Origin of the sequence: Rubrivirga marina, from assembly GCF_002283365.1 — a bacterium.
GTDB classification, from domain to species: domain Bacteria; phylum Bacteroidota; class Rhodothermia; order Rhodothermales; family Rubricoccaceae; genus Rubrivirga; species Rubrivirga marina.
Genome location: NZ_MQWD01000001.1, coordinates 1,757,422 through 1,782,445 on the forward strand (window position 1 = coordinate 1,757,422; position 25,024 = coordinate 1,782,445).

Below are 25,024 nucleotides of genomic sequence, written 5' to 3' on the forward strand. Positions count from 1 at the left end.
ACCCTGTCATCCGTTATTGGGACGGCCTTCGCACAACCCGCGGGCCGCCCGTGTCTGCCGTCACACGACACTGCCGCGGGGCCGGTTCGCACCCATCCGGGCCTCCGTCCGTAGCCTCGCCTCCTCTCGCCCCCTGTGCCATGCGTGCGCTCCTGCTTCTCCTGGCCGTCCTCACCACCGGATGCTTCAACGTCTCCACCGACGGCGAGCGCGTCGAGGGCTCCGGCACCGAGGGCCGGCGGACCGTTGACGCCGACGGGGTCCGCGAGGTCCGGCTGGCGGCGCCCGGCACGCTCGTGATCACGCCGGGGGCGGCGCCGCTCGTCATCGAGGGCGACGACAACCTCGTCGACCGGCTCGAGGTCGAGGTCGACGATGGGGAGCTGTCGATCCAGGTCCCGCCCGGCGCGTCGTTCCGTCTGGACCGGCCGCTCCGGATGCGCATCGGGGTCGAGCGGCTGGAGGGCGTCGAGGTTGCCGGCTCGGGCCGGGTCGAGGCGTCTGACGTCCAGACGGACGACCTCGACGCTGCGATCGCAGGGGCTGGGGCGCTTGCGCTCGACGGGCTCCGGGCGGAGGCCGTCGACGTCCGGGTGGCCGGAAGCGGCGACGTCACGTTGTCGGGCCGGGCCGGGCGCCTCGACGTCGAGATCGCGGGCTCCGGCGACGTCGACGCCAGCGGACTGGCCGCGGGGGAGGCCTCCGTGTCGGTCGCGGGCAGCGGCGACGTGACGGTCCGCGTCGAGAAGGCGCTCGACGTCGAGATCATGGGCTCCGGCGACGTCCACTACTTCGGCTCGCCCACGGTCTCGCGCCGCGTGATGGGCTCCGGTGACGTCTCCCGCCGCGGCGACTGAGCGGAGGCGTCGCGGGGCCGCCACGCCACTCGCGAGCGCCGCGTCGGCGTCCCCGAACGGTACGCGGGGGGGATGTGCCGCAGGTTTAGTCGGCCCTACCCCCGCCGATACCGGGCGGGTCCCACCTCGACCGGCCCGTGCCCGACCCGAACCGCCCGTCTGCCACCGTCATTGCGTTCCGTTGGATCTTGCTGGTCGGCGCCCTGGCCGTGCCGGCCTTCTGGCTCGTCTACCACGCCATCGACCCCGACTACGTCGATCCGTTCGCGTACCGGGCGGGGTACGGCGGGTTCATGCTCGCCTTGTGGTCGCTCACCTACGTGAGCTCGATCGTCCGCCGGACCGTGTGGGCGTTGGCACTCATCGCCTCGACGGGTCTCGTCGTCTACTTCACGTGGCTGGGCGCCCTCAACGGTCTCGACGTGCCGTGGACGGTCGGCGTGCTCGCGGCAGGGAGCGCCTCGGTCCTCGCCGTCGCCCCCTACGCCCGGACGGTGCGGCAGGTGTGGGCGGCCGTCGGCCTCCTCGTCGGCGCGCTCATCGGGGCGCTCGTGGCCGTCGGGGCCATGAGCGACGGGGCCCTCATGATCGGCGGCTACTTCGTCGTTCTCGCCACGCTGGCGGGGATCGGGGCCACCGCTCAGGTCCGCATCCGCCGAGCGCTCTGGGAGGGCCGCGAGGCACTGAAGTCCCGCGAGCGCCTGCTCCGGACCGTCATCGACGCCATCCCGGAGCACATCTATGTCAAGGACCGCGAGGGGCGGTGCCTCGTCCGCAACCGGTACAGCGCCGAGCACATGGGGTTCGACGACCCCGCCGAGGCCGTCGGCCTCACGGTGTTCGACCAGTCCGAGGACCCCGAGGTGGCCGCGGGCTACTGGGAAGAGGAGGAGCGTGTGATGGAGACCGGCGACCCCGTCCTCGACCACGAGGAGCGCTACGCGTACGATGGGAAGACGGGGTGGCTCGAGACGTCCCGGATCCCGCTCCGCGACGAGAACGACGCCGTCGTCGGGCTCATCGGCATCACGCGCGACGTGACCGAGAAGAAGGAGGCTCGCGCGGCGATCCTCGAGGCCAAGGAGGCCGCCGAGGCTCGCGAGGCCGAGGTCGCCGAGCAGCGCCGCCTGCTCCGTACCATCGTCGACGCGGTCCCGGACTTCATCTATGCCATGGATCGGGAGGGCCGGTTCACGCTCCGGAACAAGGCCAGCCTCGCCCCCCACGGCATCGACGACCCCGAGGCGGCCGTGGGGATGAGCGAGTTCGACCTGTTCCCGGAGGACCTCGCCCAGACCTACTGGACCGACAACCGCCGTGTGATGGAATCTGGCGAGCCGCTCATCAACAGGGTCGAGTCGACGCGGGACGGCGGGTTCGTCTCGACGACGAAGGTCCCCCTCGTTGGGCCCGGCGGGGAGATCACGGGCCTCGTCGGCATCTCGCGCGACGTGACGGCCGAGAAGGCGGCCGAGGCTGGGCTCATCGAGGCCAAGGAGGCCGCCGAGGCCGCCCAGGTGGCCGCCGAGGACGCGACGCGGGCCAAGAGCGAGTTCCTCGCCAACATGAGCCACGAGATCCGGACGCCGATGAACGGCGTGATCGGGATGACGTCGCTCCTCCTCGACACGGCCCTCGATTCCGAGCAGCGCGACTTCGTCGAGACCATCCGGACGTCCGGCGACGCGCTGCTCACGATCATCAACGACATCCTCGACTTCTCGAAGATCGAGGCCGGGATGCTCTCGCTCGAGACCCACCCGTTCGAGATCCGGACGTGCGTCGAGGAGGCGCTCGACCTCGTCGCCCCGCCGGCCGCCGCGAAGGGCGTCGAACTGGCGTACCTCGTCGAGGACGGCGTCCCGCGGACCGTCCGGGGCGACGTGACGCGCGTCCGCCAGGTCCTCGTCAACCTCCTCTCGAACGCGGTCAAGTTCACCGAGGCGGGGAGCGTGTGCGTCCGCGTCGACTCGGCCCCGCCCGACCCCGAGGCGGGCACCCTCGCCGACGTGCGCTTCGCCGTCGAGGACACGGGCATCGGGATCGCGCCCGACAAGCTCGAAGCCGTGTTCGAGTCGTTCTCACAGGCCGACGCGTCGACGACGCGCCAGTACGGCGGCACCGGCCTCGGCCTCTCGATCTGCCGCCGGCTCGTCGAGATGATGGGCGGCGAGGTGGGCGTCGAGAGCGAGCTCGGCGTCGGGTCGACGTTCACGTTCTCGATCGAGGCCGAGGTGGCCCCGTCCGAAAAGCGGGTGTTCCTCCGCAGCGAGCAGCCGGCGCTCCAGGGCCGCCGCGTGCTCGTCGTCGACGACAACGACGTGAACCGGGAGATCCTCTCGCGGCTCTCGACGCGCTGGCGGATGCACCCGGTCGCGGTCCGCTCGGGCGCCGAGGCGCTCGCGGCGTACGAGGCGTCGCTCGCCGAGGGCCGGCCGTACGACCTCGTGTTGCTCGACATGCAGATGCCGCAGATGGACGGGCTCGACGTGGCCCGCGGGATCGTCGCGCGCGCGCCGGGCCGCCCGCCGGTCCTCGTCATGCTCACGTCGATCCACCGGGAGGGCTCGCTCCGCGACGAGGCTCGTCAGGCCGGCGTCCACGCCGTCCTCTACAAGCCGACGAAGCCGTCGCAGCTCTACGACGCGCTCATCGAGGCGTTCGAGGGCCGGCCGGCCGCGCGGTCGGTGCCGGAGGCGTCCACGCCGCCCGCGCCTCGGACGGCCGACGCGCCGACGGCTTGGGTGGCCCGTCCCGCCGCGCCCGAGTCGTCTGCGGGCAACCTGCGGATGCTCCTCGCCGAGGACAACGTGGTCAACCAGAAGGTGGCCGTCCGTCTCCTCGGCCGCCTCGGCTACACCGTCGACGTGGTCGCCAACGGGGCCGAGGCCGTGGCCGAGGTCGAGCGCCGCGCCGGGTTCGGCGAGGGCTACGACGTCGTGCTGATGGACGTCCAGATGCCGGTGATGGACGGGCTGACGGCCACCCGCGCCATCCGAGCGTCGGGGACCGTCACCGACCAGCCGCACATCGTCGCGCTCACGGCGAACGCGATGGAGGGCGACCGCGAGGCGTGCCTCGACGCCGGGGCCGACGACTACCTCTCGAAGCCGGTCCAACTCGACTCGATGCGCGAGGCGATGGACCGCGCGGCCCGACGTCGGAGCGCGGCCTCGACCGCCCGCGACGTCGTCAGGGCGTAGCGGCGGCGTCGGCCAGCCCCTCGGCCTCGGCCCACTGGCGGAGGCCCTCGGCGGCACGCTCCGAGAGGGTCGGGACGGAGACCTCGACGACGACGTAGAGGTCGCCCTTGGCCTTGGCCGTCTCGACGCCCTGGCCCCGGACGCGGAGCCGCGTGCCGGGCTGCGTGCCCGGCCGGATCCGCACCCGGACTGTCTTGCCGGTCGCCGTCCGGACCTCGCGCGACGTCCCGAGCATGGCCTCGACCGCCGTGACGGTCTCGGTGGTGACGAGGTCGTCGCCGTCCCGCTCGAACCGGCCGTCGGGGGTCACGCGGAACGTGATGAACAGGTCGCCTGGGGCACCGCGCCCGCCGGGCGACGGCTCGCCGCGGCCCGCCAGCTTGATCTTGAGCCCGTCGCGGGCCCCCTTTGGGACCGTGATCCGGACCGTGTCGCCGGAGGGCGTGCGGAACTCGCGCGGTCCGCCCTGGAGCGCCTCCTCGAACGTCAGCCGGACCGTCGTCTCGACGTCGCGCCCGCCGCGGTACCGGGTCTCGCCGGGGCCGCCCGCGCCCCCGAAGAACTGGTCGAAGATGCCACCGAGGCCGCCGCCCCCGCCGAACGTGAACGCGTCGTCGTCGAAGCCCGGCCCCGCGCCCGTCGCGTCGACGCGGACGTAGGTCCCGTCGGGCGTGCGGTAGAACCGGCCGCCGGCCGCGCCGGGCCCGCCGAAGCCGTCGAACGGCGTCCCCTCGTACTGCCCGCCGTAGGGGTCGCGGCGGGCCCGGTCGTAGGCCTTCCGCTTGGTCTCGTCGCCGAGGACGTCGTAGGCGGCCTGGACCTCCTTGAACCGTTCCTCGGCCGCGGCGTCGCCCGCGTTCCGGTCGGGGTGGTACTGCTGGGCGAGCGTACGGTACGCCTTCTTGATCTCCTTGGCGGAGGCGTCCTCGGCGACGCCGAGCGTTTCGTAGTGGTCGGGGAGGGCGGGCACGGGTCGGGGAGGGGGGCGCCGTGTGTACCGCCCGGTCTGCCGCTCCTGTTCCGCCGGGCTGCGGCGCGGTCAGGTGCCGCCCGATTCTGGCCGGCCGGGGAGCGGACGTGAGGGCGGGTGGTTTTCCGGCTGCCCGACCCTCCGGCCGGGTCCCCTCTCCCGACTCACCCGTCCCGGGTCCCCTCATGACGTTTACGTGGTATTGGATCGGCGTCGCCTCGATGGCCGCCGGCTCGGCCTACTTCGGGCTCGCGGCCGCGCGCGCGACCGAGCGCCGCTGGCAGGTCCTCTGGTCGCTGTACTTCTTCATCTGCCTGATCGCGTTCGCCCTGTACCTCGTCATGGCGACCGACTACGGGGCGTACCTCGCCGAGGGCGGGCACAACACGGTCTGGATCCGGTACGTCACGTGGTTCCTGTCGACGCCGCTCCTCCTGCTGGCGCTGACGTACCTCGGCCGCTCGACGTCGACGCTGACCGGGGGACTCCTCGGGGCCAACGCGTTCATGATCGCGACGGGCTTCGTGGCGACGGTCCTGACCGAGGACACGCCGGCCGCACTCCACCTCGTCTGGTGGACCATCTCGACCGGGGCCTACCTCGCGATCGCGTGGGCCTTCCTGGGGCGGTACAAGCGGGAGGCGAAGGCGGCCCTGCCCGCCTCGGCGTCCGTGTTCGACCGGCTCGTCCTCGTCCACCTCGTGCTGTGGACGGCGTACCCCGTCGTGTGGCTCCTCTCGCCGGAAGGGCTGGCCGTCTTCGGCGGGCCCGTCGAGGCCATGCTCTACGCGATCCTCGACATCGCCGCCAAGGTCGGGTTCGGGTTCCTCGCCGCCAACACGCTCCGGACGATCGAGCAGAACGGGGAGGCCGGCACGTTCGCCCCGTCGCGGACGGCGACGGCCTAGGTGACGCCGACGCTCGCTCCGGGCCTGGAGGTCCGCCCCGACCCGGAGTACGCGCGCCGGGCCGCCGCCGTGGGGGCGTGGGCCCGCGGCGCGCTGGCGGTCGCGGTGGGCCTCGCCCTGCTCGGCGTGTTCGGCGGCGGCGGGCCGCTCACCCGGACGACGGTCGCGGGCGAGGGCGGGTTCGCCGTCCGCTACGACCGGTTCGCGCGGCTCGACGCGCCGGTCGCGGTCGAGGTCCGGCTGCCCCGCGGGGCGTCGGCGATGACGTTCGAGGCCGACTTCGCCGACGGGCTCCAGGTCGAGGCCGTCTCGCCCGCCGCGCGCGCCGAGGCGGCCGTGGCGGGCGGCGTCCGCTACGCGTTCGACGCCGCGCCCGGGGCCGCTGTCACGGTCCACGCCCGGCCGCTCCGGTTCGGCGTGCTCCGCGGGGCCGTCGCGCTCGACGGCGGCGAGCGGCTGGCCGTCCGCGCCGTCGTCTACCCCTGAGCCCATGGACGCCGTTCTCCGTGGGGCCGCCGTCTACCTCTTCCTGGTCGTCGTGTTCAGCGCGCTGGGGCGGCGGACGCTCGTGCAGACCACCAACTTCGACCTCGTGCTCCTCATCATCATCGGGCAGTCGACCCAACTCGCCCTCCTCGGGGACGACTACTCGGTGACGAACGCGGCCCTCCTCATCCTGACGCTCCTGGGGCTCCACCTCGGGCTGGCCGCGATCAAGGACCGGCTGCCCCGGGCCGAGCGCGTGCTCGGCGGCGGGCCGCCCGTCCTCGTCGTCGCCGACGGCCGCCTGCTGAAGGACCAGGCCGCGGCGGTCGGCGTCGGGGCCGACGACGTGCTCCTGGCGGCCCGCCGGCTCCACGGGCTCGAGCGGATGGCCCAGGTCCGCTACGCGCTCGTCGAGCGGACCGGCGAGATCTCGGTGGTCCCGGCGTAGGCCCTACGCCGCTGCCGCCTCGAGCGCGGCGAGGTCGATCTTCTGCATCGTGAGAAACGCGTCCATCGCCCGCCCGGCTCCGGGGCCGGCCATCATCTCGCCCATGGTGTCGGGCACGATCTGCCACGAGAGGCCGAACCGGTCCTTCAGCCAGCCACAGTCGCTCGGCCGGCCGCCGCCCGCGATGAGGCCGTCCCAGTAGTGGTCGATCTCGGCCTGGTCGGCGCAGGTCACGACGAGCGAGACGGCCTCGTCGAACGTGAAGTGGGGGCCGCCGTTGAGCCCGAGCATCGGCTGGTCGGCGAGGTGGAACGCGACCGTCAGCACGCTCCCCTCCTCGCGGCCGTGGACCTCCTGGCCGGTGCCGGGCGTCCGCACGACGTGGTCGATGCCGGAGTCGGGGAAGAGCGACGTATAGAGCTCGGCGGCGTCGAGGGCCAGGCCGTCGAACCAGAGGCAGGGGGTGAGGAGGCGGAGGTCGGCCATGGCTAGAGGGTTGTGAGGTGGAGGAGGTTGCCGTCGGGGTCTTTGAACCACACGAACCCGTCGTCGCCGCGGCGGTGGACGTCGCCGTCGAGCGTGAGGCCGGGGAGGTCGTAGTGCTCGAACGTCACGCCGCGGTCGCGGAGGCCCCCGACGACGGCGTCGAGGTCGGCGATGCCGCTGAACACGACGGCGTTGGCGCGGTTGGTGCCGGCCTCCTCGGAGGGGTAGACGACGAGCGTCGTGGCGCCGGTCTTGAAGAGGAGGACGCCCGTGCCCGCGTCGGCCTCGGCGTCGAGGCCGAGGAGGTCGCCGTAGAAGGCGCGGGCGCGGTCGAGGTCGCGCACGGCGACGATGGCGGAGGAGTCGTAGGCACCGAGCATCGGGGCGGGGGAGTGCGATGCCCGAGCGTATCGCTCGCCGGTGTCAACCGCCTGTCTGTGTGCGAACCGTGTCGGGCGCGAGCGTGAGGCGGGCGCGGGGCGGCGTCGAGTCCGGGGCGACCGTGACGCGGCTCGCGGGGGCCCCGGCGCCCACGAGCCGCTGGCGGGCGGCGCGGACGGAGGTCGTGTCCCCTTCGAGGGCCAGCCCGAGGCGGGGGTAGGCGGCGAGGAGCGACGCGAGGGGCCGGGCCGCGGCCGAGTCGGGGAGCGCGCGCGGGCCGAGGACGACGGCCCGCGTCCGGGCCTGGGCCCCGTCGACTCCGAGCGCGCGCGCGGCCTGCCGGGCGACCGTCACCTCGGCCTCAGGCGGGAGCGGCCGAGGCGCGGCGTACGCGACCTCCAGCACGGGCCCCGACCGGTCGGCCTCGACCACGATCCGCCCGCCGACGATCTGGACGCCGTCGGGGAGCGCGAGGCTCTGGAGCGCGTCCGAGAGCCGGCCGCGGACGACGGCGAGCGCCGTCGGCAACTCGGGCGGCGTGGCCGCGCCGGACCGAGAGGAGGGCGGGGACGGGAGCGCCGCGGCGAACGCGGCGAGGTCCCCCGACGAGGCGAGGACCTGCTCAAGGTCGAGCGTGACGGCCTCGCCGGCCAGGCCCGTGGCCCGCGCGGCGAGCGCCGCCTCCTCGTCCTCCGTGATCCACGAGGTCGTCGCGACCCGGAGGCGGACGGCCGAGGTGGCCTCGCCGTGCTGGACCTCCCGGTCGAGCACGAACGCCCGGTCTTCGGCCCGGAGGTCGGCCTCGACGGCGTCGACGGCCGCCGCCACGCGCGCCTCGCGGACGATCTGCATCAGCGAGGTCGTGAGCGGGACCGACACGGCGGCCATGAACGCGACGACGATGAGCGCCCGCGTCTGCGGCCGGGCGAGCCCGGGGAGCCGGTCGAGCCAGCGGGCCCCGCTGAGCCGCGCCGCGAGGCCGGTCGCCGTGCCCGACCGGTGCCACTGGCGGGCCGCCTCGACGACCGGCGCCCGGTGCATCCCGATCAGGAAGAACACGGCCATCCCGCTGAGCACGATCCCGGCGAGGTTGGCCCCGAAGAGCAAGAGCGCGCCCCGCGTGATGCTCCACTGCGCCGTCGCCACGCCGAAGCCGGCGGCGCCGAGCGGTGGGACGAGGGCGACGGCGACGGCCACGCCCGGGATCGAGGCCGAGAGCCGAGCCTCGCGCGAGGCCGTGACGACGGCGCCCGCGAGTCCCGAGAACACGGCGATGCCGAGGTCGAGCGTCGTCGGCCGCGTCCGCGCCGCGATCTCGTCGGTCACGGTCTGGAACGGGAGGAGCAGCGTGAGCCCCGCGGCGAGCGCCACGATCCCGAGGGCCCCGAGCAGGACGGCCGCCCCGGTCTGCACGAACAGCCGCCCATCGCCGACCGTGAGCGCGAGCGACAGGCCGAGGAGCGGGCCCAGGAGCGGCGCCACGAGCATGGCCCCGATGACGACGGCCGTCGAGTTGAGGACGAGCCCGAGCGTGGCGATCGCGCCCGAGAGGAAGAGGACGAGCCAGAACGGGAGGTCCGTGTCGGTCCCGGCCTCGGCGGTCTCGCGGTAGAGCGCGGGGCGGTCCCACGTGCGGAGGCCGAACTGGCGCCGCGCGGCCTCCTCGACGGCCGAGTCGCCGTTGTCCTCGGGCGCGTGCTTGAGGACGGGGTCTTCGGTGTCGCCGTCGGGGGCGCCCGCCTCGGGGGCGCCGTCAGGCGGGGGCGCGTCGGGATCGGGCATGAGGGGCGGAGGGCGAACGGCGGAGACGACGGAGCCCGCGTGTCGGGTCCCGGGCACACGGGGCGCGGGCGGGGGGCATGCCGGAGCCGCCCGCCCTCTCGTCCATCGTCGCCTCGGCGTCGAGGCGGGCGGAGCCGGTCCGGTCCGCTACCCTTCCTTCGGGGCCTCGACGCCGCCGCGGGGGAGCGAGGCCGGCCGGTACGGCGGGTCCTTCGGCGCGGCCGTCTTCTCGGCCCGGGCCTCCGCCTTCTTCTGTGCCTCGATGGCCTTGTCGATACTCTTCTTGAGCTTCCGGTAGGCGTTCGGGCGGAGCGCGGCCGGCGGGAGGAGGAACGCCAGGCTCCCGCGGCCCGGCGCCACGTCGGCCCACGAGGCGACCTCGACGTCGACGCGGGCGAGGGAGGCCGTCTTCATCTCGATCCGCCCGCCGCCGATGAGGAGCGACACGAGCCCGCTCCACGCCGGCTCGTGGCCGACGACGATGAGCGTGTCGGCGCTGTCGGGCTCCGAGCGGATCTGGTCGAGGACGGCCTCCGGCGAGGCCTCGTAGAGCGCGTCCGTCACGCGGGCCGGGCCGGACCAGCCGCCGGCCTCGGCCGCGATCGCCAGCGTCTCGCGCGCCCGCACGGCCGACGACGTGAGCGCCCGGTCGGGCACGACGCGGGCCGTCGTCACGAACCGGCCCATCTTGCGGGCGCCTTTCTGGCCGCGGTCGGCGAGCGGGCGCTCGTGGTCGGCGCCGTAGTCGGCGTCCCAGTCGGACTTCCCGTGGCGGAGGAGGAGGATCGTCTTCATGCGTGGGCTACTACGGGAGGATGCCGGTGTGGGGCATGGCCGACGGGACGGTGCCCTGCGGCGTCGGCACCGCCGCCCCGCCGACGTCGAAGAACACGGTGTACCCGAACACGAGGATGAACCCGAGGACGCCGACGACGAGGGCCACGAGGAACGCGCCGTACGACGCCTGGAGCAGCCGGTACTTTTTCTGGAGCACGCTCCCGACCCCGTAGATGTCCTTCATCATCATCTCGTAGGTCCGGTTCGGGTCCATCACGACCTGCTTGAGCGAGTCGACGTACTGGCCCTGGGTCATGTGGCTGAAGTTGCCGAAGAAGAGGAGGTTCTTCCGCTCCCGGAGCGCCTCGTCGGGCGTGACCGCCACGTTCTGGACACGGGGCCGGGCCGAGAGCACGGCGAACACGAGCGAGACGAGGCACCCGAGCAGGAACAGCGACGTCGGGACGTAGAGCCAGGGGTTCTTCTCCATGCCCGGCGCGATCGACGCGATGAGGATCGAGACGATCAGGCCGTTGATCGAGATCATGATGTTGGCCTTGGCGTCAGCCAGCGTCGTGAGGTCCATGTTGACCCGGTAGCTCGACCGGAACAGGGTCTCGATCCCGCGCTTCGTGCCGAGCTCCTTGATGGCCGCGTCGGCCGCGGCGATGGCGCCCTCGGTCGAGCCGATGTCGGTCATCTCGTGGGCGGCCTTGTCCTTCTTCTTTTTCTTCTTCGGCGCGTCGTCGTCCGCGGGGACCGGCACGTCGCGGGGCCCGGCCACCTGGCTCATGTCGACGGTCTCGCCGGGGGCGGGCGGGGCGCCGTCGCCGGCCGCGGCGCCCGTCATGGTGTCGGGAGTGGAGGGAGTGTCCATGGCGTCGTGGGGCTGGCGGAGGATACGGGCCGCAGCGTCGAAACGTCCGAGACGAGCGACCTGGGGTCCGAGGGGGCAGGCTAATACGCGAAGCCGAGGCCGACGGTCACGAGCGTGGCCTCGTCCGAGGCGCCGACGGTGAGGTTCACGACGGCCCGGTCGAGGAGCCCGAACCAGAGGCCGCCGCCGTAGCCGAGCTGGAGGTCGTCGCCGGGGTAGGTCGCCGCGTCGAGCGTCTCGCAGGCGACGTCGAGCGCGCAATTCGGGGCGTCGGCCCAGACGCGGCCGGCGTCGGCGAACCCGAGCGCGCCGACCTCGAGGGGGAGGACGTAGGCGTCGACGTTGAACAGCTTGGCCCGGAGCTCGGCCGAGGCCGAGGCGGCCGTCCGCCCCGCGAACCGCTCGCGGCGGTACCCGCGGATCGAGCCCGGCCCGCCGAGCACGGCCGCGTCGAAGAACGGGAACTCCCCGAACCGGTGCTCGGCGCCGGTCCGGAGCGCGAGCGTGAGCTGAGGTGCGACCCGGAGCGGGACGTAGGCGACGGCCTGGCCGCCGACGGTCCCGTAGGTCTCGGCCGCGCCCGAGAGGCCGGCGAAGACCGAGCCTTCGGCCTCGAGGTGGAGACCCTGCCGCGGGTTCGCGCGCACGTCGGTCGTCGACGCCTCGAGGCGGGCGAAGCCGCCGGCGTGGGCCTGCCCCTCGAAGAGCGGGTCGGCGAGCCGCGAGATGGGCGCGAGGCCGGAGCCGTCGGGGAGGACGAGGAGCGAGTCGCGCGAGGGGTCGGCGTAGCGGGCCGTCGGGCCGAGGACGAGCCGGAGGCCCTCGCCGAGCGGCGTGCCCAGCCCGGCACGGGCCTGGACGCGGGCGAGGTCGACGCGGGCGAGGTCGCTGTCGACGTTCGGCGAGCCGTTGCCGAGCCCGTAGAAGTTGCGGGCGTAGCGCGGCGTCGAGGCGAGCGCGTCGACGTCGAGGTCGAACGCGCCGACGGCCTCTCGCATCCGCCCCCGGTACGAGCCGGCCACGCCGCCGGTCCCGGTCGCGACGTTGACGGCGACCGTGTGCGTCGCGGCAAACGGCCGGAGCCGGAAGCCCGGGACGTTCCACGTGATGCCGGCCCCGAGGATCACGCCGTCGGTGGCCTGGTAGCCCACGACGGGCACGTAGCCGCGCTTCCCGATGACGTGCTCGGTCTCGTCGTAGCGGTTGACGTCGGGCGCGTCGGAGCGGCGGTCCTCGACGTCCCGCCCCGCCTCGGTGAGCGTCGCGCCGTCGGGCGTGTCGTAGAGGGCGACGCCGCCGGCCGGGGCCGTGACCTCGTCCTCGCCGGCCCCGCCGATGATGCGGACCGCGATCCGGTTCGGGCCCGTGCCCGTCACGCGGAACGCGTCGCGGCCGGCGAACCCGTAGAGGCGGACCTCCTCGGTCTCGTCGGGCACGAACGTCCGTTCGTAGAGGAGCCGTCCGGCCTCGCCGCCGCCGTAGTGCCGCATCGTCACGTCGAGCGATCCGTCGGTGTGGCGGACGACCTCAAACAGCTCGCGTTGGTCGCTCCCGATGACGTCGACGGTGCCGGCCTGGAGCTCGTAGTACTCCATGGCCCCGTCGACGAGGTTGTCGCGGCGGCCGCGGAGGACGTCGGTCCAGAAGTCGTGGAGCTGGTCGTAGATCGGGCCGGGGAGCGCGCGGAGGGCGCGGTCGATGGCCTCGTCGGTGAGGGCGGCCTGGAGGCTCTCGGCCTCCTCGCGCCAGGCGCCGGCGTCGAGCTCACCGAGGAACCGGCGGTCTTGGTAGAACCCGTTCTGCGTGAGCCCCTCGATGCTGCCGTAGTCGTCGTCGAGCCGCTGGAGGCGCCGGTCGTAACCCACCTGGAGGAGCGGCTGAAGGAGCCCGCCGATGTCGTAGAGCGCGAAGTCGCGGTCGCGGGCGACGGGCCGGTAGACCTTGCCGCGCGTCGAGTCGTCCCCGGTCAGCGTGGAGTCGAGGCGGCCGGGCTCGTAGGCCGCCCAGCGCCACTGGTCGGCGTGGCGGTCCCAGTCGGCGATGAGCATGTCGAAGAGGCGAGCCCGGAGGAACGCCCGCTGGTCGACGCGGTGGTCGTGGTCCTCGCGCATGTTCTCGCGGAGCGTCGGCGAGGAGTCGAGGTCGTCCATCCCCTCGAAGCCCGGCACGTCCGACATGTCGTCGTCGGGGCGGATCTCGAAGAGGGCCAGCCGGTCGGCGAACAGCTCGCGATAGCGCCCGAGGCGGGGGTCGTCGGGGACGAGGACGATCTCGGGGTCGGGCTGCGGGATCCCGGCGGCCTCCGCCAGCGGGGCCACGACGAGCGCCGCGTACGGGTTCATGGCCGCCCGGAGCTCGAGGACCACGTCGCCGATGAGCCCGTCGCGGACCTCGTACGGGACCTGCGCGAGCCCGCTCTTCTCGAGGAGGCGGAGGCTGTACTCGTGACCGTCGCCGGCCTGGAGGTGGAGCGACGTCGTCTGGAGCCCGCCGCCGCGGTTGATCGGCGTGAGCCCGCCCTTCTCGGTCCCGATGTCGATCACGCGGAACTCGACGGGCGTCTTCCACACGTCGCGGTAGTTCCCGCCGAGGAGGAACCGCGTGGCCCAGTCGTTCTGGAACCGGTCGGTCACGAAGTCCTCGTCGGCCGCGCGCGTGACGGTCCCGCCGAGGTTGCTCGGCAGGTCGGCCGGGTCGAGGTCATTGGGCACCTCGGTGTCGACGAGCTCGGCGTTGGCCCCGGCGATCTCCGCGCGGAAGGTGACCGCCTCGGTCCCGTCGTCGGCGACCTCGACGGTCTCGGTCCAGAGCCGGCCGTCGGCGTAGTAGACGAGCCGCTGGTAGCCCGGCTGCGAGGCGACGTAGAGCGCGCCGCCGGCGCCGGCCGCGGCCACCTCGCCGCCCGCCGTGCCGGAGACGAGGTGGGTCTGCCGACGGAGCGTGTTGATCACGTCGTCGTAGGTCTGGAGGATCCGGTCGTGGCCGGCGGCCCACACGAGCCCGTCGTGGAGCTCGGCGACGCGCCCGAGCGAGCCCCGGAGGGCGCGGTAGCGGGGCGAGGCGAGGTCCTGCGCGCTGAACCCGACGGTCCGCGAGGCGAGGCTCGTGAGCGGGTCGCCGCGGTAGCCGGCGTACGGCCCGCGCGAGATGATCGGGTGGTGGGCGAGGACCACGAGGCGGTCGTCGTCGCGGTCGAGGACGACCTGTTCGAGGATGCGCGCGACGTCGCCCGGCGTCCGGACGTCCTGGTCCTCGGCGTCGCCCTCGGGGCGCTCGCCGGCGTCGAGGAGCCACCACGCCGTGTCGAGCACGAGGAGGCGGAGGCCCTCAGCGGCCTTCGTCTGCTTGGGCCCGCCGGCCTGGTCGCCCGGCGTGAGGACGTCCGTGCCGAACGCGTCGTCGAGGAGGTCCTCTAGCCGCTGGACGCCGTCCTCGCCCTGCTCCCAGTCGCGGTCGCCGGGGACGACGATCACGTCGCCCTCGACGCCTTGGAGCGCGTCGATGAGCGCGCGGACGGGCGCCTCGGCCGCGGCGCGGTCCGAGTCGTTCTCGGGCGGGAGGCCGGAGGCAGTCACGTCGCCGAGGATGGCGACCGTCACGTCTTGGCCGGCCGCACGGGCGGCGTCGCCGAGCGCGCGGAGGACGACCGGGTTGCCGCCGGCGCCGAGGTCGCCGGTGTTGGCGGCCAGGAACACTTGGTGCGCGATCTCCCCGTCGGGGAGCGGCGGAACGGGCTCGGCCCGGCGGTCCGGGGCGACGTAGGTAGCGGTCGTGGCGCATCCGGCGGCGAGGGCCACCAGGGCGAGGAGAGTCAGGGCGAGGCGCATGCGGCCAGGGCGTGGGAGTCGGTCAGTCGGTGGGCGCGAAGCGGACGAGGCGGCCGGGGCCGGCCCCCCCCTCGCTGGCGACGTAGAGCGTGCCGTCGGCAGTAAAGGCGAGGCCCTCGGGCTGCGCCACCAGGCCGGGCGGGAAGTCGAGGACGCCGAGCACCTCGCCGTCCATGTCGACCACGGCGATCGCGGTCCGCACCGAGGAGAGGATGTAGAGGTGCCCCGTCGTCGGGTGGACCGCCAGCGCCGACGGCCGGAAGTTGACGGCGCCGTCGACGAGGGCACGAGGGAGGGACACGACGGGCCGCTCGCTGAGCGTCTCCGTGTCGAGGTCGAACGCGTAGAGGGTCCGGACGTCGGCGTAGTTGTCGCCGGTGTCGGGGTCCTCGCCGGGCCACTCCTTGCAGGCGATGAGGAGCCGCCCGCCCGCGGCGTCGTAGGCCAAGCCCTCGGTGTCGTTCCGGTTCCGGAGCGGCGTCTCGATCCTCCGCACGGTCGGCGCGCCCGTCGAGTCGCGGGCGAGCCGGTAGAGGTCGCCGTCGCTGCGGAGGGCCCACACGGCGTCGCCGGGGACGAGCTCGACGCCCTCGAAGTCGCCCGCGCCCTCGAAATCGAGCCGGTCGACGATGGCCCCCGTCGCGGGGTCGACCTCGAAGACGGTCCCGGTCTCGTCCTGGACGGCGCCGAGGCGGCCGCTCGGGAGGACCGTCAGGCCGGAGATCTCCTGGAGCTCGGCCGGCAGCTCGAGGACGGCGTCGGGCGCGTCGAGGCGGTAGGGCACGCCGTCGTCGGGGCCGGGCGGGGGCGCGGAGCGGGAGCCGTCGGCGCAGGCGCCGAGCGCGAGGAGGGCGAGGAGGAGGGGGCGCATGAACGGCCATGAACGCGACCGCGGGGCGTGGGTTCGTGGGCGGGTCGAACGGTGTGTGGGAATTCCATGTGCGCCAGGGGCCGGAGGAGTGCGCGCGCGGGTCTAGATTTGGACCCAACTGAGTCGTCCCGTTCGTGCCTTCGTCCCCCCCCGGTTTTTCCGTCGTCACAGCGCCCTGCCTTGAGCCGCTGCTCGACCGGCTGGTGGAGACTGTCGAGGGGGATCCGCTCGACCCGCTCCAACGCGAGACGATTGTGGTCGCGCGGAACACGGGGCTCCGGACATGGCTGACGCACGCGCTGGCGCAGCGGCTCGGGTGCGCGGCCTCTCTCGACCTCCCGGCGCCGGTTTCGCTCGTGGCGCGGCTCGCCGGCGTCTCCGGCGGCACGCAGCCCTACGAGGCCGGCCCGCTGGCCTGGCGCCTCAAGCCGGTCCTCGACGCGCTCCCCGACGAGGCCGTTTTCGAACCGCTCCGCGCCTACCTCGACAAGACCGACGGCCAGACGATGCCGCTCGCGAAGCGACTTGCGGAGCTGTTCGACGACTACCAGGTGTACCGTCCCGACGTGCTGCGCGGGTGGGAGCGGGGCCGGGACTCGCACTCGCAGTTCCAGCACGGCGCGTGGCAGGCGGCCCTCTGGCGGCTCCTCCGCAGCGACGGCCTCCCCGACCGCGCCTCGGCGTTCACCACCCTAGAGCGGAGGCTCGCCGAGGCCGCTCCTAACCTCTCGCTCCCGCCGCGCCTCGCCGTGTTCGGCGCGCTCCTCTTTCCGCCGGCCTACTACCGCGTTGTCGCTGGGATCGCACGGCACCGGCCGGTCACGCTCTACGCCGTCACGTCCGGCCCGCAGCCGACGACGCAGCCGCACGCGCACCCGCTCCTCCGCGCGCTCGGCACGCGGACGCGGCACTTCTGGCACGTCCTCGGCGAGCTCGGCGCCCCGCCGCCCGCGCGCCTCGGCCCCGTCCGCCTCGGCACCGAGGCGGGGGAGGCCACGGCGCTCCAGGAGCTCCAGCGCGCGCTGGCGGACGACGAGCTGCCGGCTCCGACACCGCTTGCCGCGTCGGACCGGTCCGTCCGCGTCCACGACTGCCATTCGCCGCGACGCGAGTTGGAGGCCCTGCGGGACGCGCTCCTTGACGCGTTCGCCGAGATGCCGGACCTCCGGCCGGCCGACGTGCTCGTGCTCCTCCCGGACCTCGACACGTACGCGCCGCTCGTCGACGCCGTGTTCGGGGCCGAGGACGCGGCCGAGGGCGCGCGGTTGCCGGTCCACGTCGTCCACCACCCGCACGCGCCGGCGCTCCGGGTGGTCGAGGCGTTCCGCAAGGCGCTCCGGATGCACGACGGGCGCGTGACGGCCAGCGAGCTGCTCGACCTGCTCAGCTACCCCGTGGTCCGGCAGGCGGCCGGCATCCGCGAGGACGAGATCCCGCGGCTCCGGGCGTGGGTCGCCGAGGCCGGCGTCTGCTGGGGGCTGACGGGCGCGCGGAAGGCGCAGTTCGGGCTGCCGGAGGATGACCTCCACACGTGGCGGTTCGGCCTCGACCGGCTCCTCCTCGGCGTGATGACGGGGGACACGCCCAACCTCGTCCTCGGCCACGCGCCCTGCGACGCCGCCGGGCTCGACGGGGCCGACCTTCTCGGTCGGTTCTCGGAGTGGGCGGAGGCCCTGTTCTCTCGTCTCGGTGCCCTCGACCGGGAGCGCCGCCTCGCCGACTGGCCCGCACATCTCCTCCTGTTCCTCGACGCCGTCTTTACCCCGGAGGCCGACGAAGAGCTCGAGGCCGTCGTCTTCCTCCGGACCAAGATCGCCGAGATCGAGTCGCTCCACGAGCTCGCCGAGGCGGAGGCGGCCGCCGTCTCGTTCCGTGCCGTCCGCGCCCACCTCGACGGGGCGACGGGCACGATGGAGGTCCGCGAGCCGGTCCTCACCGGACGCGTGACGTTCGCGGACCCGCTCGTGCTGCGGCACGCGCCGCACCGCGTCGTGGCAGTCCTCGGGCTCAACGACGGCGTCTGGCCGCGCCCCGAGACGCTGCCGGGCTTCGACCTGATCGCCCACGACCCGCACCCGGGCGACGCCCACCCGCGCGAGACCGAGAAGCAGCTGTTCCTCGACGCCGTCCTCGCCGCTCGGGACCGGCTCATCCTCAGCCACGTCGGGCGGAGCCAGAAGGACAACGCGCCGCGCGCGGCCAGCGTCTGCCTCGACGCCTTCCTCGACGCCGCCCGCCAGCATTGGGGCGCCGACGCCGACCGGCTGGTGGTACGCCACCGACTCCAGCCGTTCGCGGCCGACTACTTCCGCCTCGGCGCCGAGGCGGGTGGGGACGACGCTGCTCCGCTTCCCCCCAGCTATGCCTCCCAGCATCGCGTCGCGCGGGGCCGGACCGGCGACCCCGCACCGTTCCTCGACATCCAGCGGCTTCTTCCCGACGCGGCGCCGGACGGCGACGATGTCCCGACGCTCCCGCTCGCGGAGCTGACCGCCGCGTGGACGAACCCGAGCCAGTACGTCGTCCGCCGCCGGCTCCGCGCCTCCCTCGACCTCGACGACGACGCGGTCCGCGACGACGAGCCGGTCGTGCTCGACGGGCTGGAGCGATGGCGCATCCGGCAGGAGGTGTTGGAGGGCCTCCTCGACGGCCTCGACGACGACGCGCTCTCGGCGCGCCTCCTCCGGTGCGGCCTCTTGCCCGGCGGCGCGCCCGGCGCGGCGTGGCTCCGGCGTGCCCGTGAGGAGGCTGCGCCCATCGCCGAGGCCGTCCGGTCGTGGGGGCCGACCGAGCCTCGGGCCGTCGAGATCGAGGTCGGCGGCGTGCGGCTCGTCGGGACCGTCGCGGCGGTCGGCGAGCGGGGCGCGCTCCGGTACCGGGCCGGCTCCGTTCGAGGCAAAGACCTCGTCGGGGCGTGGGTCGATCACCTCGCGCTGGAGGCCGCGACGCCCGTCGGCTGCACGTGCACTGTGGGGCGAGACGAGGTCGTCCACTTCGGCGGCGTCCCCTCGGACGACGCGCGGACGTTCCTCGCGGCGCTCGTCAAGGGCTGGCGGTTGGTCCAGACGCGCTCGCTGCCGCTCTACGAGTACGCCTCGTACGCCTACGCACAGACGCTCACCGAGGGCCAGATCGGCGAGTTCGTGTCCCGCGTCCTCCGTCCGCGAGACGTCGAGTTCGAGCCCAACGGGAAGGCGATGGGCAAGGCGCGCTCGGCGTTCAGCCCGTTCAAGGGCGGCCCGACGCCGAAGCGGGGCGACGACGACGACGCGAACGTCCTGCTCGTCACGCGGGACCGGGACCCGTTCGTCCCGGAGGAGCACTTCGCGAAGTGGGCGCTCGGCCTCTGGGCCCCGATCCTCCACCACCGCCGGAGCGGCCTCCCGTCATGAGCCAGGGCTTCCTGTTCGACGATGACCCGTCCGACGCGCCCGTCCGACTCGGCGAGCCGGCCGGAGGGGACGGCGCCGCGTCGGCCCCGCCCGATGACGTCCCGAGGCGGGCCGAGGCGGTCCCGCCCTTCGAGTACTGGGCGACGCCCGTCGAGCCCGGTCGCACACTGGTCGAGGCCAGTGCCGGGACCGGCAAGACGTTCGCCATCGCCGGCCTCGTCCTCCGCCTCGTCCTCGAGGGCGAGTGGCTAGGGGAGGCGCCCGACCTCCGCCGTCTCCTCGTCGTCACGTTCACGAAGGCGGCGACGGAGGAACTCCGCACGCGCATCCGCGCCGCGCTCCGCGCCGCGCTCGCCGTCGCTCGCGGCCATGCCGAACCGGACGACCTGACGCGCCCGCTCGAACCGCTCCTCACGCGCCCCGACGCGCCCGGTCGCCTCCTCGCCGCACTCGACCGCGTCGACGAGGCCGGCATCTTCACCATCCACGGGTTCTGCAAGCGGGTTCTCCAGCAGGCCGCCTTTGAGAGTGGGACGCCCTTCGACATGGAGTTCGTGGAGGACGCCGACTCCGACGCGCTCCGCACCCGCGCCGCCGCCGACGCGTGGGCCCGGCTCGTCCACGGCGACCCGCTCCTGACGGCCACGGCGCTCCATTTTAGCCGGCCGGGCAAAGACCCGCTCGCGACCAAGACCGCGCTCCCGGCCGGCCGCACGCCCGACGCCCTCAAGAAGTACCACGCCGACACGGCCGACTTCCCGAGTGTCCGGATCGTGCCCGGGTCGCTCGGCCTCGGGGACGCCGTCGAGCGGCTCCGGACCGCGCAGGCCGCGCTCGCCGCCGTTTGGGACGCCGACGCAGCCCGCGACGCGCTCGACGGGATCGATTGGAACAAGGCAGCTCCGCTCGGTGGATCAGACGCTGACCGGCTTCTCGCCAGCGTCGGCGCGTTCGCGCGGGGCGACGACCCAGACGGTCTCGGCGCCGCGCTGGCCTGCGCGCCAGACGCCATCGGCGCGGCGGCGACCACGCGGAGCACCGCGCAGAAGGAGGCTGTCGCCGAGGCGAAGCAGTACGCGGGCTTCCAAGCGTGCGCCGAGGTGGCCGAGGCCGCGAACGCGCTGGACCTCGCCTTCGTCCGCGCGTTCGTCCTCGAGGTCGACGAGCGGATCCGCGCTATCAAAGAGCGCCGTGGCCAGCTCACCTTCGCCGACCTCATCACGCGACTCCACGACGCGCTCGCCGACCCGGCGACGGGGCCGACGCTCGCGCAGGGCATCCGGGGCCAGTTCTCCGTCGCCCTCATCGACGAGTTCCAGGACACCGACCCGCTTCAGTACGCCATCTTCCGGACGGCCTTCGAGGGGCGGCCGCTGTACTTCGTCGGCGACCCGAAGCAGGCCATCTACGCCTTCCGCGGGGCCGACGTCCACGCCTACCTCGGCGCGCAGCGCGAGGCCGACCGCCGGTTCACGCTCGGGACCAACTGGCGGAGCACGGCCGGTCTGGTGGAGGCCGTCAACCGCGTGTTCGAAGGGCCGGAGCGGGCGTTCCTGTTCGACGGCATCCCCTTTCGGCGCGTCGCTTCTTCGCCAGCGAAGAAGGAGTCGACGCTGGTCGACGGCGACCTCCCGCCGTTCGTCTGGTGGGAGACGCCGACGACCGACAAGGGGAAGGCGCTCGGGAAGGGGGCGCTCAACGAGGCCATCCCGCCGCTCGTCGCCGCCGAGATCGCGCGGCTGCTCGGGTCCGCCCGCCTCGGCGGCCGCCCGGTCCGGGAGGCCGACATCGCCGTGCTCGTCCCGACGCGCTACGAGGCGGCTGACGTGCTCGCGGCGCTTCAGAGGCTCCGGATCCCGGCCGTCGTCTCGCGGGCGAACGACGTGCGCGAGAGCGTGGTGATGGCGGAGGTCGAGTTCGTCCTCCGCGCCGTCCTCCGCCCCGACGATGAACGGGCCCGCCGCGCGGCCCTCGCGACGGAGCTCTGGGGCTGGACGGCCCACGACATCGCCGCCCTCGACGCCGATCCGGACCGCGAGGCCCGGATCGCGGCCGGCCTCCGCGACGCTCAGCGCCTCTGGCGGAGGAGCGGCGTGCTCGGCGTGCTCGTGGCGTTCCAAGAGCGAGAGGGTGTCCTCGAACGGCTCCTCGCGCGGCCGGACGGCGAGCGCCGCGTGACCGACCTGCGCCACGCCGCCGAACTGCTCCACGAGGTTGAGACGGCCGGCGCCAAGTCGCCCGAGGACCTGATGCACTGGCTCCGGAACCGGGCCGACCAGGCGCTCCCCTCGCGCGAGATGAAGGAGCTCCGGCTCGAGCGCGATGCCGACGCCGTCACCATCACGACGCACCACAACTCGAAGGGGCTTGAGTACGAGATCGTGTTCGCGCCCTACCTGTGGTCGCTCAGCGAGCGCGACTACAAGCTCCAGACGCCCGCCCTCGCCCGGACGCCCGACGGCGTCGTCTACGACCTCGGCTCCGACGACCTCGTCGCCCACGACAAACTCCGCCAAGCCGACGCCCTCGCCGAGGCCGTCCGCAAGGCGTACGTCGTGCTGACGCGGGCGCGCGAGCGGTGCTACGTGGTCTGGGGTGAGGCCGGCTACGGTCAGTGGCGGCTCGACCACCGTTCGGCCCTCGGCTACCTCCTCGCCGGGCACGCCGCACCGGCCGGCGATCTCGTCTCCTACGTCGACGCCGCGCGCGCCGAGGCCGCCAACGTCCGCGACTGGGCGGCCGTCGTCCGCGACCTCGACCCGGAGGGACGGGTGATGCGGGTCGTCGAGCCGCCGACGCCCGCCTCGACAGACGCGCGGACCGAGGCGGCCGACGAGATCGCCTCGGCGGGCGGGGCCGCGGTCCTCCCTGACCACGCGCGCGACCGGATCGGGTCGCCGTGGACGCGCGCCTCCTTCACGGCGTGGACCTCGGGCCATGCCGGGGCGCTGGCGGCCTCGGACGAGCCCGGGACGGCCGAGGCGCGGACCGAGGCCGAGCCGGTCGGCATCCATGCGTTCGCGGCGGGCGCCGGGCCGGGCACCTGCCTCCACGAGATCCTCCAGCACGCGCACTGGGGCGACGACCAGAGGGCGCAGGAGGCCAACCGGGAGACCGTCGCGAAGCATCTGCGCCAGCACGGGCTCGACCGTCCACGCGCCCACCGGATCCGCCTCGACGCCGCGGCCGAGGTTGAGGCCCTGGTCGAGCGCGTCGCGACGGCCCCGCTCTTCGGCGCCGGCCGGCTCCGAACCTGCGAGGCCGACGACCTCGTGGCCGAGTGGGACTTCACGGTGCCGCTTGCGCCCGTCGCCCCGGCGCACCTCGCGGCCGCCTTCCGTGAGCACGGCCAGGAGCCTTTCGCCGCGGCCTACGCCGACGACCTCGCGCGCCTCTCCGCCGACGCCGTTGACGGCTACCTCACGGGCTCGGCCGACCTCGTGGCCCGCGTCGACGGCCGCTGGTGGATTGTCGACTGGAAGAGTAACCGGCTGGGCACGGATGCGTCGGCGTACACGTCGGAGGCGCTTGCCGTCACGATGCGCGAGCACCACTACGGCCTCCAACTCCACCTCTACACGCTCGGCCTCCACCGCTTCCTGCGGTCTCGGCTCGGTGCGGCCTACGCCTACGACGATCTCATGGGCGGCGCGACGTACGCCTTCCTGCGAGGGCTGTCGGCGCCCGACTCCGCCCGCCTCGGCGCCGAGGCGGAAGGGGGAGACGAGGTGGAATCGACGGCTGGACTGTTCACCCACCGCCCGTCGGCGGCCCTCATCGACGCGCTCGACCGGCTGCTCCTGCCCGATGCGTAGCCTCCCCATTCGCGTCACCGAGGCGCTCGACCGGATCGCCGAGGCCGAGGCGGCCGCGCCCGTCGACCTCGCTCTTGCCCGAGCGATCGCTGGGCTGGACGCCGAACGCGGTACGCCCGACGAGCGACGTGCCGAAACGCTCGCGCTCTCCGTCGCCCTCGTCTCGCGGGCCCGCCGCGACGGCCACAGCGCCGTCGCGCTCGCCGAACACGCCGGCCGGCCGTTCCCGGAGGACGAGCACGCCCGCGCCGTCTTCCGCCGCCTCCCGTCGTTCCCCGACCTCAACACGTGGCACGCGCACCTCGACGCGAGCCCGGCCGCGGGCGGCGCCGAGGCGGCCTGCCCGCTCGTATTCACACGAGACGCCGACGGCGGCAACGTCGCGATGCGTCGCTTCGTCGACGCCGAGCGCCGCGTGGCCGACGCCGTCCACACCCGCTTGGGGACGGTAACCGAGGAAGTCACGCCGGACGTTCGGGAAGCGTTCGGCCGGCTGTTCCTACCCCGCGCCGACGGTGGGCTGGATCGCCAGGCGCTCGCCGCGGTCGCCGCGCTCCGCCAGCGCGTCTTGTTCGTCGCCGGCGGGCCGGGGACCGGCAAGACCTACACCGCCACGCGGATCCTCGCGCTCCTTCGCGCCGCACACCCGGGCCTCCGCATCGCCCTCGCGGCGCCGACGGGCAAGGCGGCCGCTCGCCTTACCGAGAGCTTGACGGCTGGCGCCGCTGGGTTGCCTGGCGACCTCGCCGGCGCGCCCACCGAGGCGGTCACGCTCCACCGTCTGCTCGGTGCGCACCCCGAGAGGTCCGGCTTCCGCCACCACGCCAAGAACCCGCTCGTCCACGACCTCGTGCTCGTCGACGAGGGCTCGATGGTGGACCTCCCGCTCTTCGACGCGCTCCTCGCCGCGCTGCGCCCGGAGGCCCGCCTCGTCGTCCTCGGCGACCCGGACCAGTTGCCGCCGGTCGAGGTGGGGACCGCGTTCGCCGACCTCTGCGACGCTGGTGCGGGCGACCCGCCGCCGGCCTTCACGACGTTCTGCGACGCACTCGGGCTGAGCGGCATCCCCCCTAATTCGGACGCGTCCCCACTCGCGTCGTCGGTCGTGGTGTTGACCGAAAGTCGCCGCTTTACCGCGGACTCCGACGTGGGCGTGTTCGCGGTCGCTGTCCGGGACGGCGAGGCCGAGGCGGCCCTTACGTCACTCCACGAGCGCCCCGGCCTCGGGCTCACGACGGAGAAGGTCGCGGGCCGAGCGGTGGGGTGGGCCGTGCCCTTTGCCCAGGCCGTCGTCGCTGCCGCGTCGCCGATCGAGGCGCACGCGTTGCTCGAGCGATTCCGACTGCTCGCAGCCGTCCGCCGCGGCCCACGTGGCGTCGAAGGCGCGAACGAAGGGGTCGAGTGGGCGCTTCGGGAGAGCGGTCACGTTAGTTGGAGCCCCTACGGCGAGCGGTTCTATGGTGGCCGGCCGCTCCTCGTGACCGTCAACGACCGTGACACCGGCCTGGCGAACGGCGATGTCGGTGTGTGCTGGCGGGACGAGGGGCAGAAGGTCGTCGTTTTTCCCGACGGGAAGTCCGTCTCGCTTCACCGGCTCCCGCCCCACGAGCCCGCATGGGCACTAACGGTCCACAAGAGCCAGGGCTCGGAGTTCGACGCCGTAGGCGTGGTGCTGCCGGAGCCGGGCACGCGGGGCGCGGGGCTCGTCACGCGCGAGTTGCTTTACACAGCGGCGACACGAGCGAAGACGTCGGTCCACGTGTTCGGCGAGGCAGCCGAGGTCGAGTCTGCCATTCGCAAGCCGCAGCGCCGCGCATCAGGTCTTGGGGATCGCCTCCGGGCCGCCCTTTCGGCCTCGGCTCAGTCGGTGGGGTGACCGAGGCAGAGCGAGTCGACGAAGAGAAATGCGGCTGACGACTGGCACACGGCGCCCGGCCGCGCGGA

16 protein-coding genes are annotated in these 25,024 nt (G+C 73.9%); 8 read left to right on the plus strand and 8 right to left on the minus strand.

The window, feature by feature from the left end:
• Positions 1-140 precede the first annotated feature (140 nt).
• Positions 141-857 carry a head GIN domain-containing protein gene (locus tag BSZ37_RS07320; RefSeq protein ID WP_179299514.1) on the plus strand — a complete coding sequence of 239 codons (717 nt, stop codon included), beginning with the start codon at positions 141-143 and terminating at the stop codon, positions 855-857.
• A 137-nt stretch (positions 858-994) separates the two neighbouring features.
• Positions 995-4,060: a response regulator gene (locus tag BSZ37_RS07325; protein ID WP_143537583.1), complete on the plus strand. Its 3,066-nt coding sequence runs from the start codon at positions 995-997 to the stop codon at positions 4,058-4,060.
• Here the strand turns inward: BSZ37_RS07325 and BSZ37_RS07330 are convergent.
• The gene (locus BSZ37_RS07330; protein ID WP_095509923.1) at positions 4,050-5,030 is read right to left on the minus strand and encodes a DnaJ C-terminal domain-containing protein; all 981 of its coding nucleotides are present in this window, start codon (positions 5,028-5,030) and stop codon (positions 4,050-4,052) included. The genes BSZ37_RS07325 and BSZ37_RS07330 overlap by 11 nt on opposite strands.
• A 185-nt stretch (positions 5,031-5,215) precedes the next feature.
• Between BSZ37_RS07330 and BSZ37_RS07335 the strand changes: the two genes are divergently transcribed.
• From BSZ37_RS07335 to BSZ37_RS07345, 3 genes are read left to right on the plus strand one after another with little or no spacing between them, the layout of a single operon-like run.
• A complete protein-coding gene (locus BSZ37_RS07335; RefSeq protein ID WP_095509924.1) occupies positions 5,216-5,938 on the plus strand; it encodes a bacteriorhodopsin in 723 nt (240 codons plus the stop codon).
• Positions 5,939-6,424 carry a hypothetical protein gene (locus BSZ37_RS07340; protein ID WP_095509925.1) on the plus strand — a complete coding sequence of 162 codons (486 nt, stop codon included), beginning with the start codon at positions 5,939-5,941 and terminating at the stop codon, positions 6,422-6,424.
• A gap of 4 nt (positions 6,425-6,428) precedes the next feature.
• Positions 6,429-6,872, plus strand: a complete 444-nt coding sequence (locus BSZ37_RS07345) for a DUF421 domain-containing protein (protein ID WP_095509926.1) — start codon at positions 6,429-6,431, stop codon at positions 6,870-6,872.
• Positions 6,873-6,875: 3 nt separating this feature from the next.
• Here BSZ37_RS07345 and BSZ37_RS07350 read toward each other — a convergent pair whose 3' ends face one another.
• From BSZ37_RS07350 to BSZ37_RS07380, 7 genes are all read right to left on the minus strand, one after another.
• Positions 6,876-7,358, minus strand: coding sequence for a VOC family protein (locus BSZ37_RS07350; protein ID WP_095509927.1), 483 nt, complete (start codon positions 7,356-7,358; stop codon positions 6,876-6,878).
• A 2-nt stretch (positions 7,359-7,360) separates the two neighbouring features.
• Positions 7,361-7,738: a VOC family protein gene (locus tag BSZ37_RS07355; protein ID WP_095509928.1), complete on the minus strand. Its 378-nt coding sequence runs from the start codon at positions 7,736-7,738 to the stop codon at positions 7,361-7,363.
• Between the two features lie 43 nt (positions 7,739-7,781).
• Positions 7,782-9,521, minus strand: coding sequence for a DUF389 domain-containing protein (locus BSZ37_RS07360; protein WP_095509929.1), 1,740 nt, complete (start codon positions 9,519-9,521; stop codon positions 7,782-7,784).
• A 147-nt stretch (positions 9,522-9,668) separates the two neighbouring features.
• Positions 9,669-10,316, minus strand: coding sequence for a SixA phosphatase family protein (locus tag BSZ37_RS07365; RefSeq protein WP_095509930.1), 648 nt, complete (start codon positions 10,314-10,316; stop codon positions 9,669-9,671).
• 10 nt (positions 10,317-10,326) lie between these two features.
• A complete protein-coding gene (locus BSZ37_RS07370; protein WP_143537584.1) occupies positions 10,327-11,175 on the minus strand; it encodes a Pycsar system effector family protein in 849 nt (282 codons plus the stop codon).
• Between the two features lie 80 nt (positions 11,176-11,255).
• Complete coding sequence (locus BSZ37_RS07375) at positions 11,256-15,002, minus strand: BamA/TamA family outer membrane protein (protein ID WP_095509932.1); 3,747 nt, start codon at positions 15,000-15,002, stop codon at positions 11,256-11,258.
• Between the two features lie 22 nt (positions 15,003-15,024).
• Positions 15,025-15,873, minus strand: coding sequence for an SdiA-regulated domain-containing protein (locus tag BSZ37_RS07380; RefSeq protein ID WP_095509933.1), 849 nt, complete (start codon positions 15,871-15,873; stop codon positions 15,025-15,027).
• Between the two features lie 134 nt (positions 15,874-16,007).
• Here BSZ37_RS07380 and BSZ37_RS07385 point away from each other — a divergent pair, with 134 nt between their 5' ends.
• Genes BSZ37_RS07385 through recD form a run of 3 tightly spaced genes read left to right on the plus strand, consistent with a single transcriptional unit; the run spans position 16,008 to position 24,956 of the window.
• Positions 16,008-19,265, plus strand: a complete 3,258-nt coding sequence (locus tag BSZ37_RS07385; RefSeq protein ID WP_095509934.1) for an exodeoxyribonuclease V subunit gamma — start codon at positions 16,008-16,010, stop codon at positions 19,263-19,265.
• Positions 19,262-23,080, plus strand: coding sequence for a UvrD-helicase domain-containing protein (locus BSZ37_RS07390; RefSeq protein WP_095509935.1), 3,819 nt, complete (start codon positions 19,262-19,264; stop codon positions 23,078-23,080). The genes BSZ37_RS07385 and BSZ37_RS07390 overlap by 4 nt, the downstream gene beginning before the upstream one ends.
• Complete coding sequence (gene recD / locus BSZ37_RS07395; RefSeq protein WP_095509936.1) at positions 23,073-24,956, plus strand: exodeoxyribonuclease V subunit alpha; 1,884 nt, start codon at positions 23,073-23,075, stop codon at positions 24,954-24,956. The genes BSZ37_RS07390 and recD overlap by 8 nt, the downstream gene beginning before the upstream one ends.
• Positions 24,957-25,024: the final 68 nt, after the last annotated feature.

Excerpts from the sequence above, each read along its gene's own strand:
- BSZ37_RS07320 (WP_179299514.1), top strand. The coding sequence starts at position 141 with ATGCGTGCGCTCCTGCTTCTCCTGGCCGTCCTCACCACCGGATGCTTC.
- BSZ37_RS07335 (WP_095509924.1), top strand. The coding sequence starts at position 5,216 with ATGACGTTTACGTGGTATTGGATCGGCGTCGCCTCGATGGCCGCCGGC.
- BSZ37_RS07345 (WP_095509926.1), top strand. The coding sequence starts at position 6,429 with ATGGACGCCGTTCTCCGTGGGGCCGCCGTCTACCTCTTCCTGGTCGTC.
- BSZ37_RS07350 (WP_095509927.1), bottom strand. The coding sequence starts at position 7,358 with ATGGCCGACCTCCGCCTCCTCACCCCCTGCCTCTGGTTCGACGGCCTG.
- BSZ37_RS07355 (WP_095509928.1), bottom strand. The coding sequence starts at position 7,738 with ATGCTCGGTGCCTACGACTCCTCCGCCATCGTCGCCGTGCGCGACCTC.
- BSZ37_RS07360 (WP_095509929.1), bottom strand. The coding sequence starts at position 9,521 with ATGCCCGATCCCGACGCGCCCCCGCCTGACGGCGCCCCCGAGGCGGGC.
- BSZ37_RS07365 (WP_095509930.1), bottom strand. The coding sequence starts at position 10,316 with ATGAAGACGATCCTCCTCCTCCGCCACGGGAAGTCCGACTGGGACGCC.
- BSZ37_RS07370 (WP_143537584.1), bottom strand. The coding sequence starts at position 11,175 with ATGGACACTCCCTCCACTCCCGACACCATGACGGGCGCCGCGGCCGGC.
- BSZ37_RS07375 (WP_095509932.1), bottom strand. The coding sequence starts at position 15,002 with ATGCGCCTCGCCCTGACTCTCCTCGCCCTGGTGGCCCTCGCCGCCGGA.
- BSZ37_RS07380 (WP_095509933.1), bottom strand. The coding sequence starts at position 15,873 with ATGCGCCCCCTCCTCCTCGCCCTCCTCGCGCTCGGCGCCTGCGCCGAC.
- BSZ37_RS07390 (WP_095509935.1), top strand. The coding sequence starts at position 19,262 with ATGAGCCAGGGCTTCCTGTTCGACGATGACCCGTCCGACGCGCCCGTC.
- recD (WP_095509936.1), top strand. The coding sequence starts at position 23,073 with ATGCGTAGCCTCCCCATTCGCGTCACCGAGGCGCTCGACCGGATCGCC.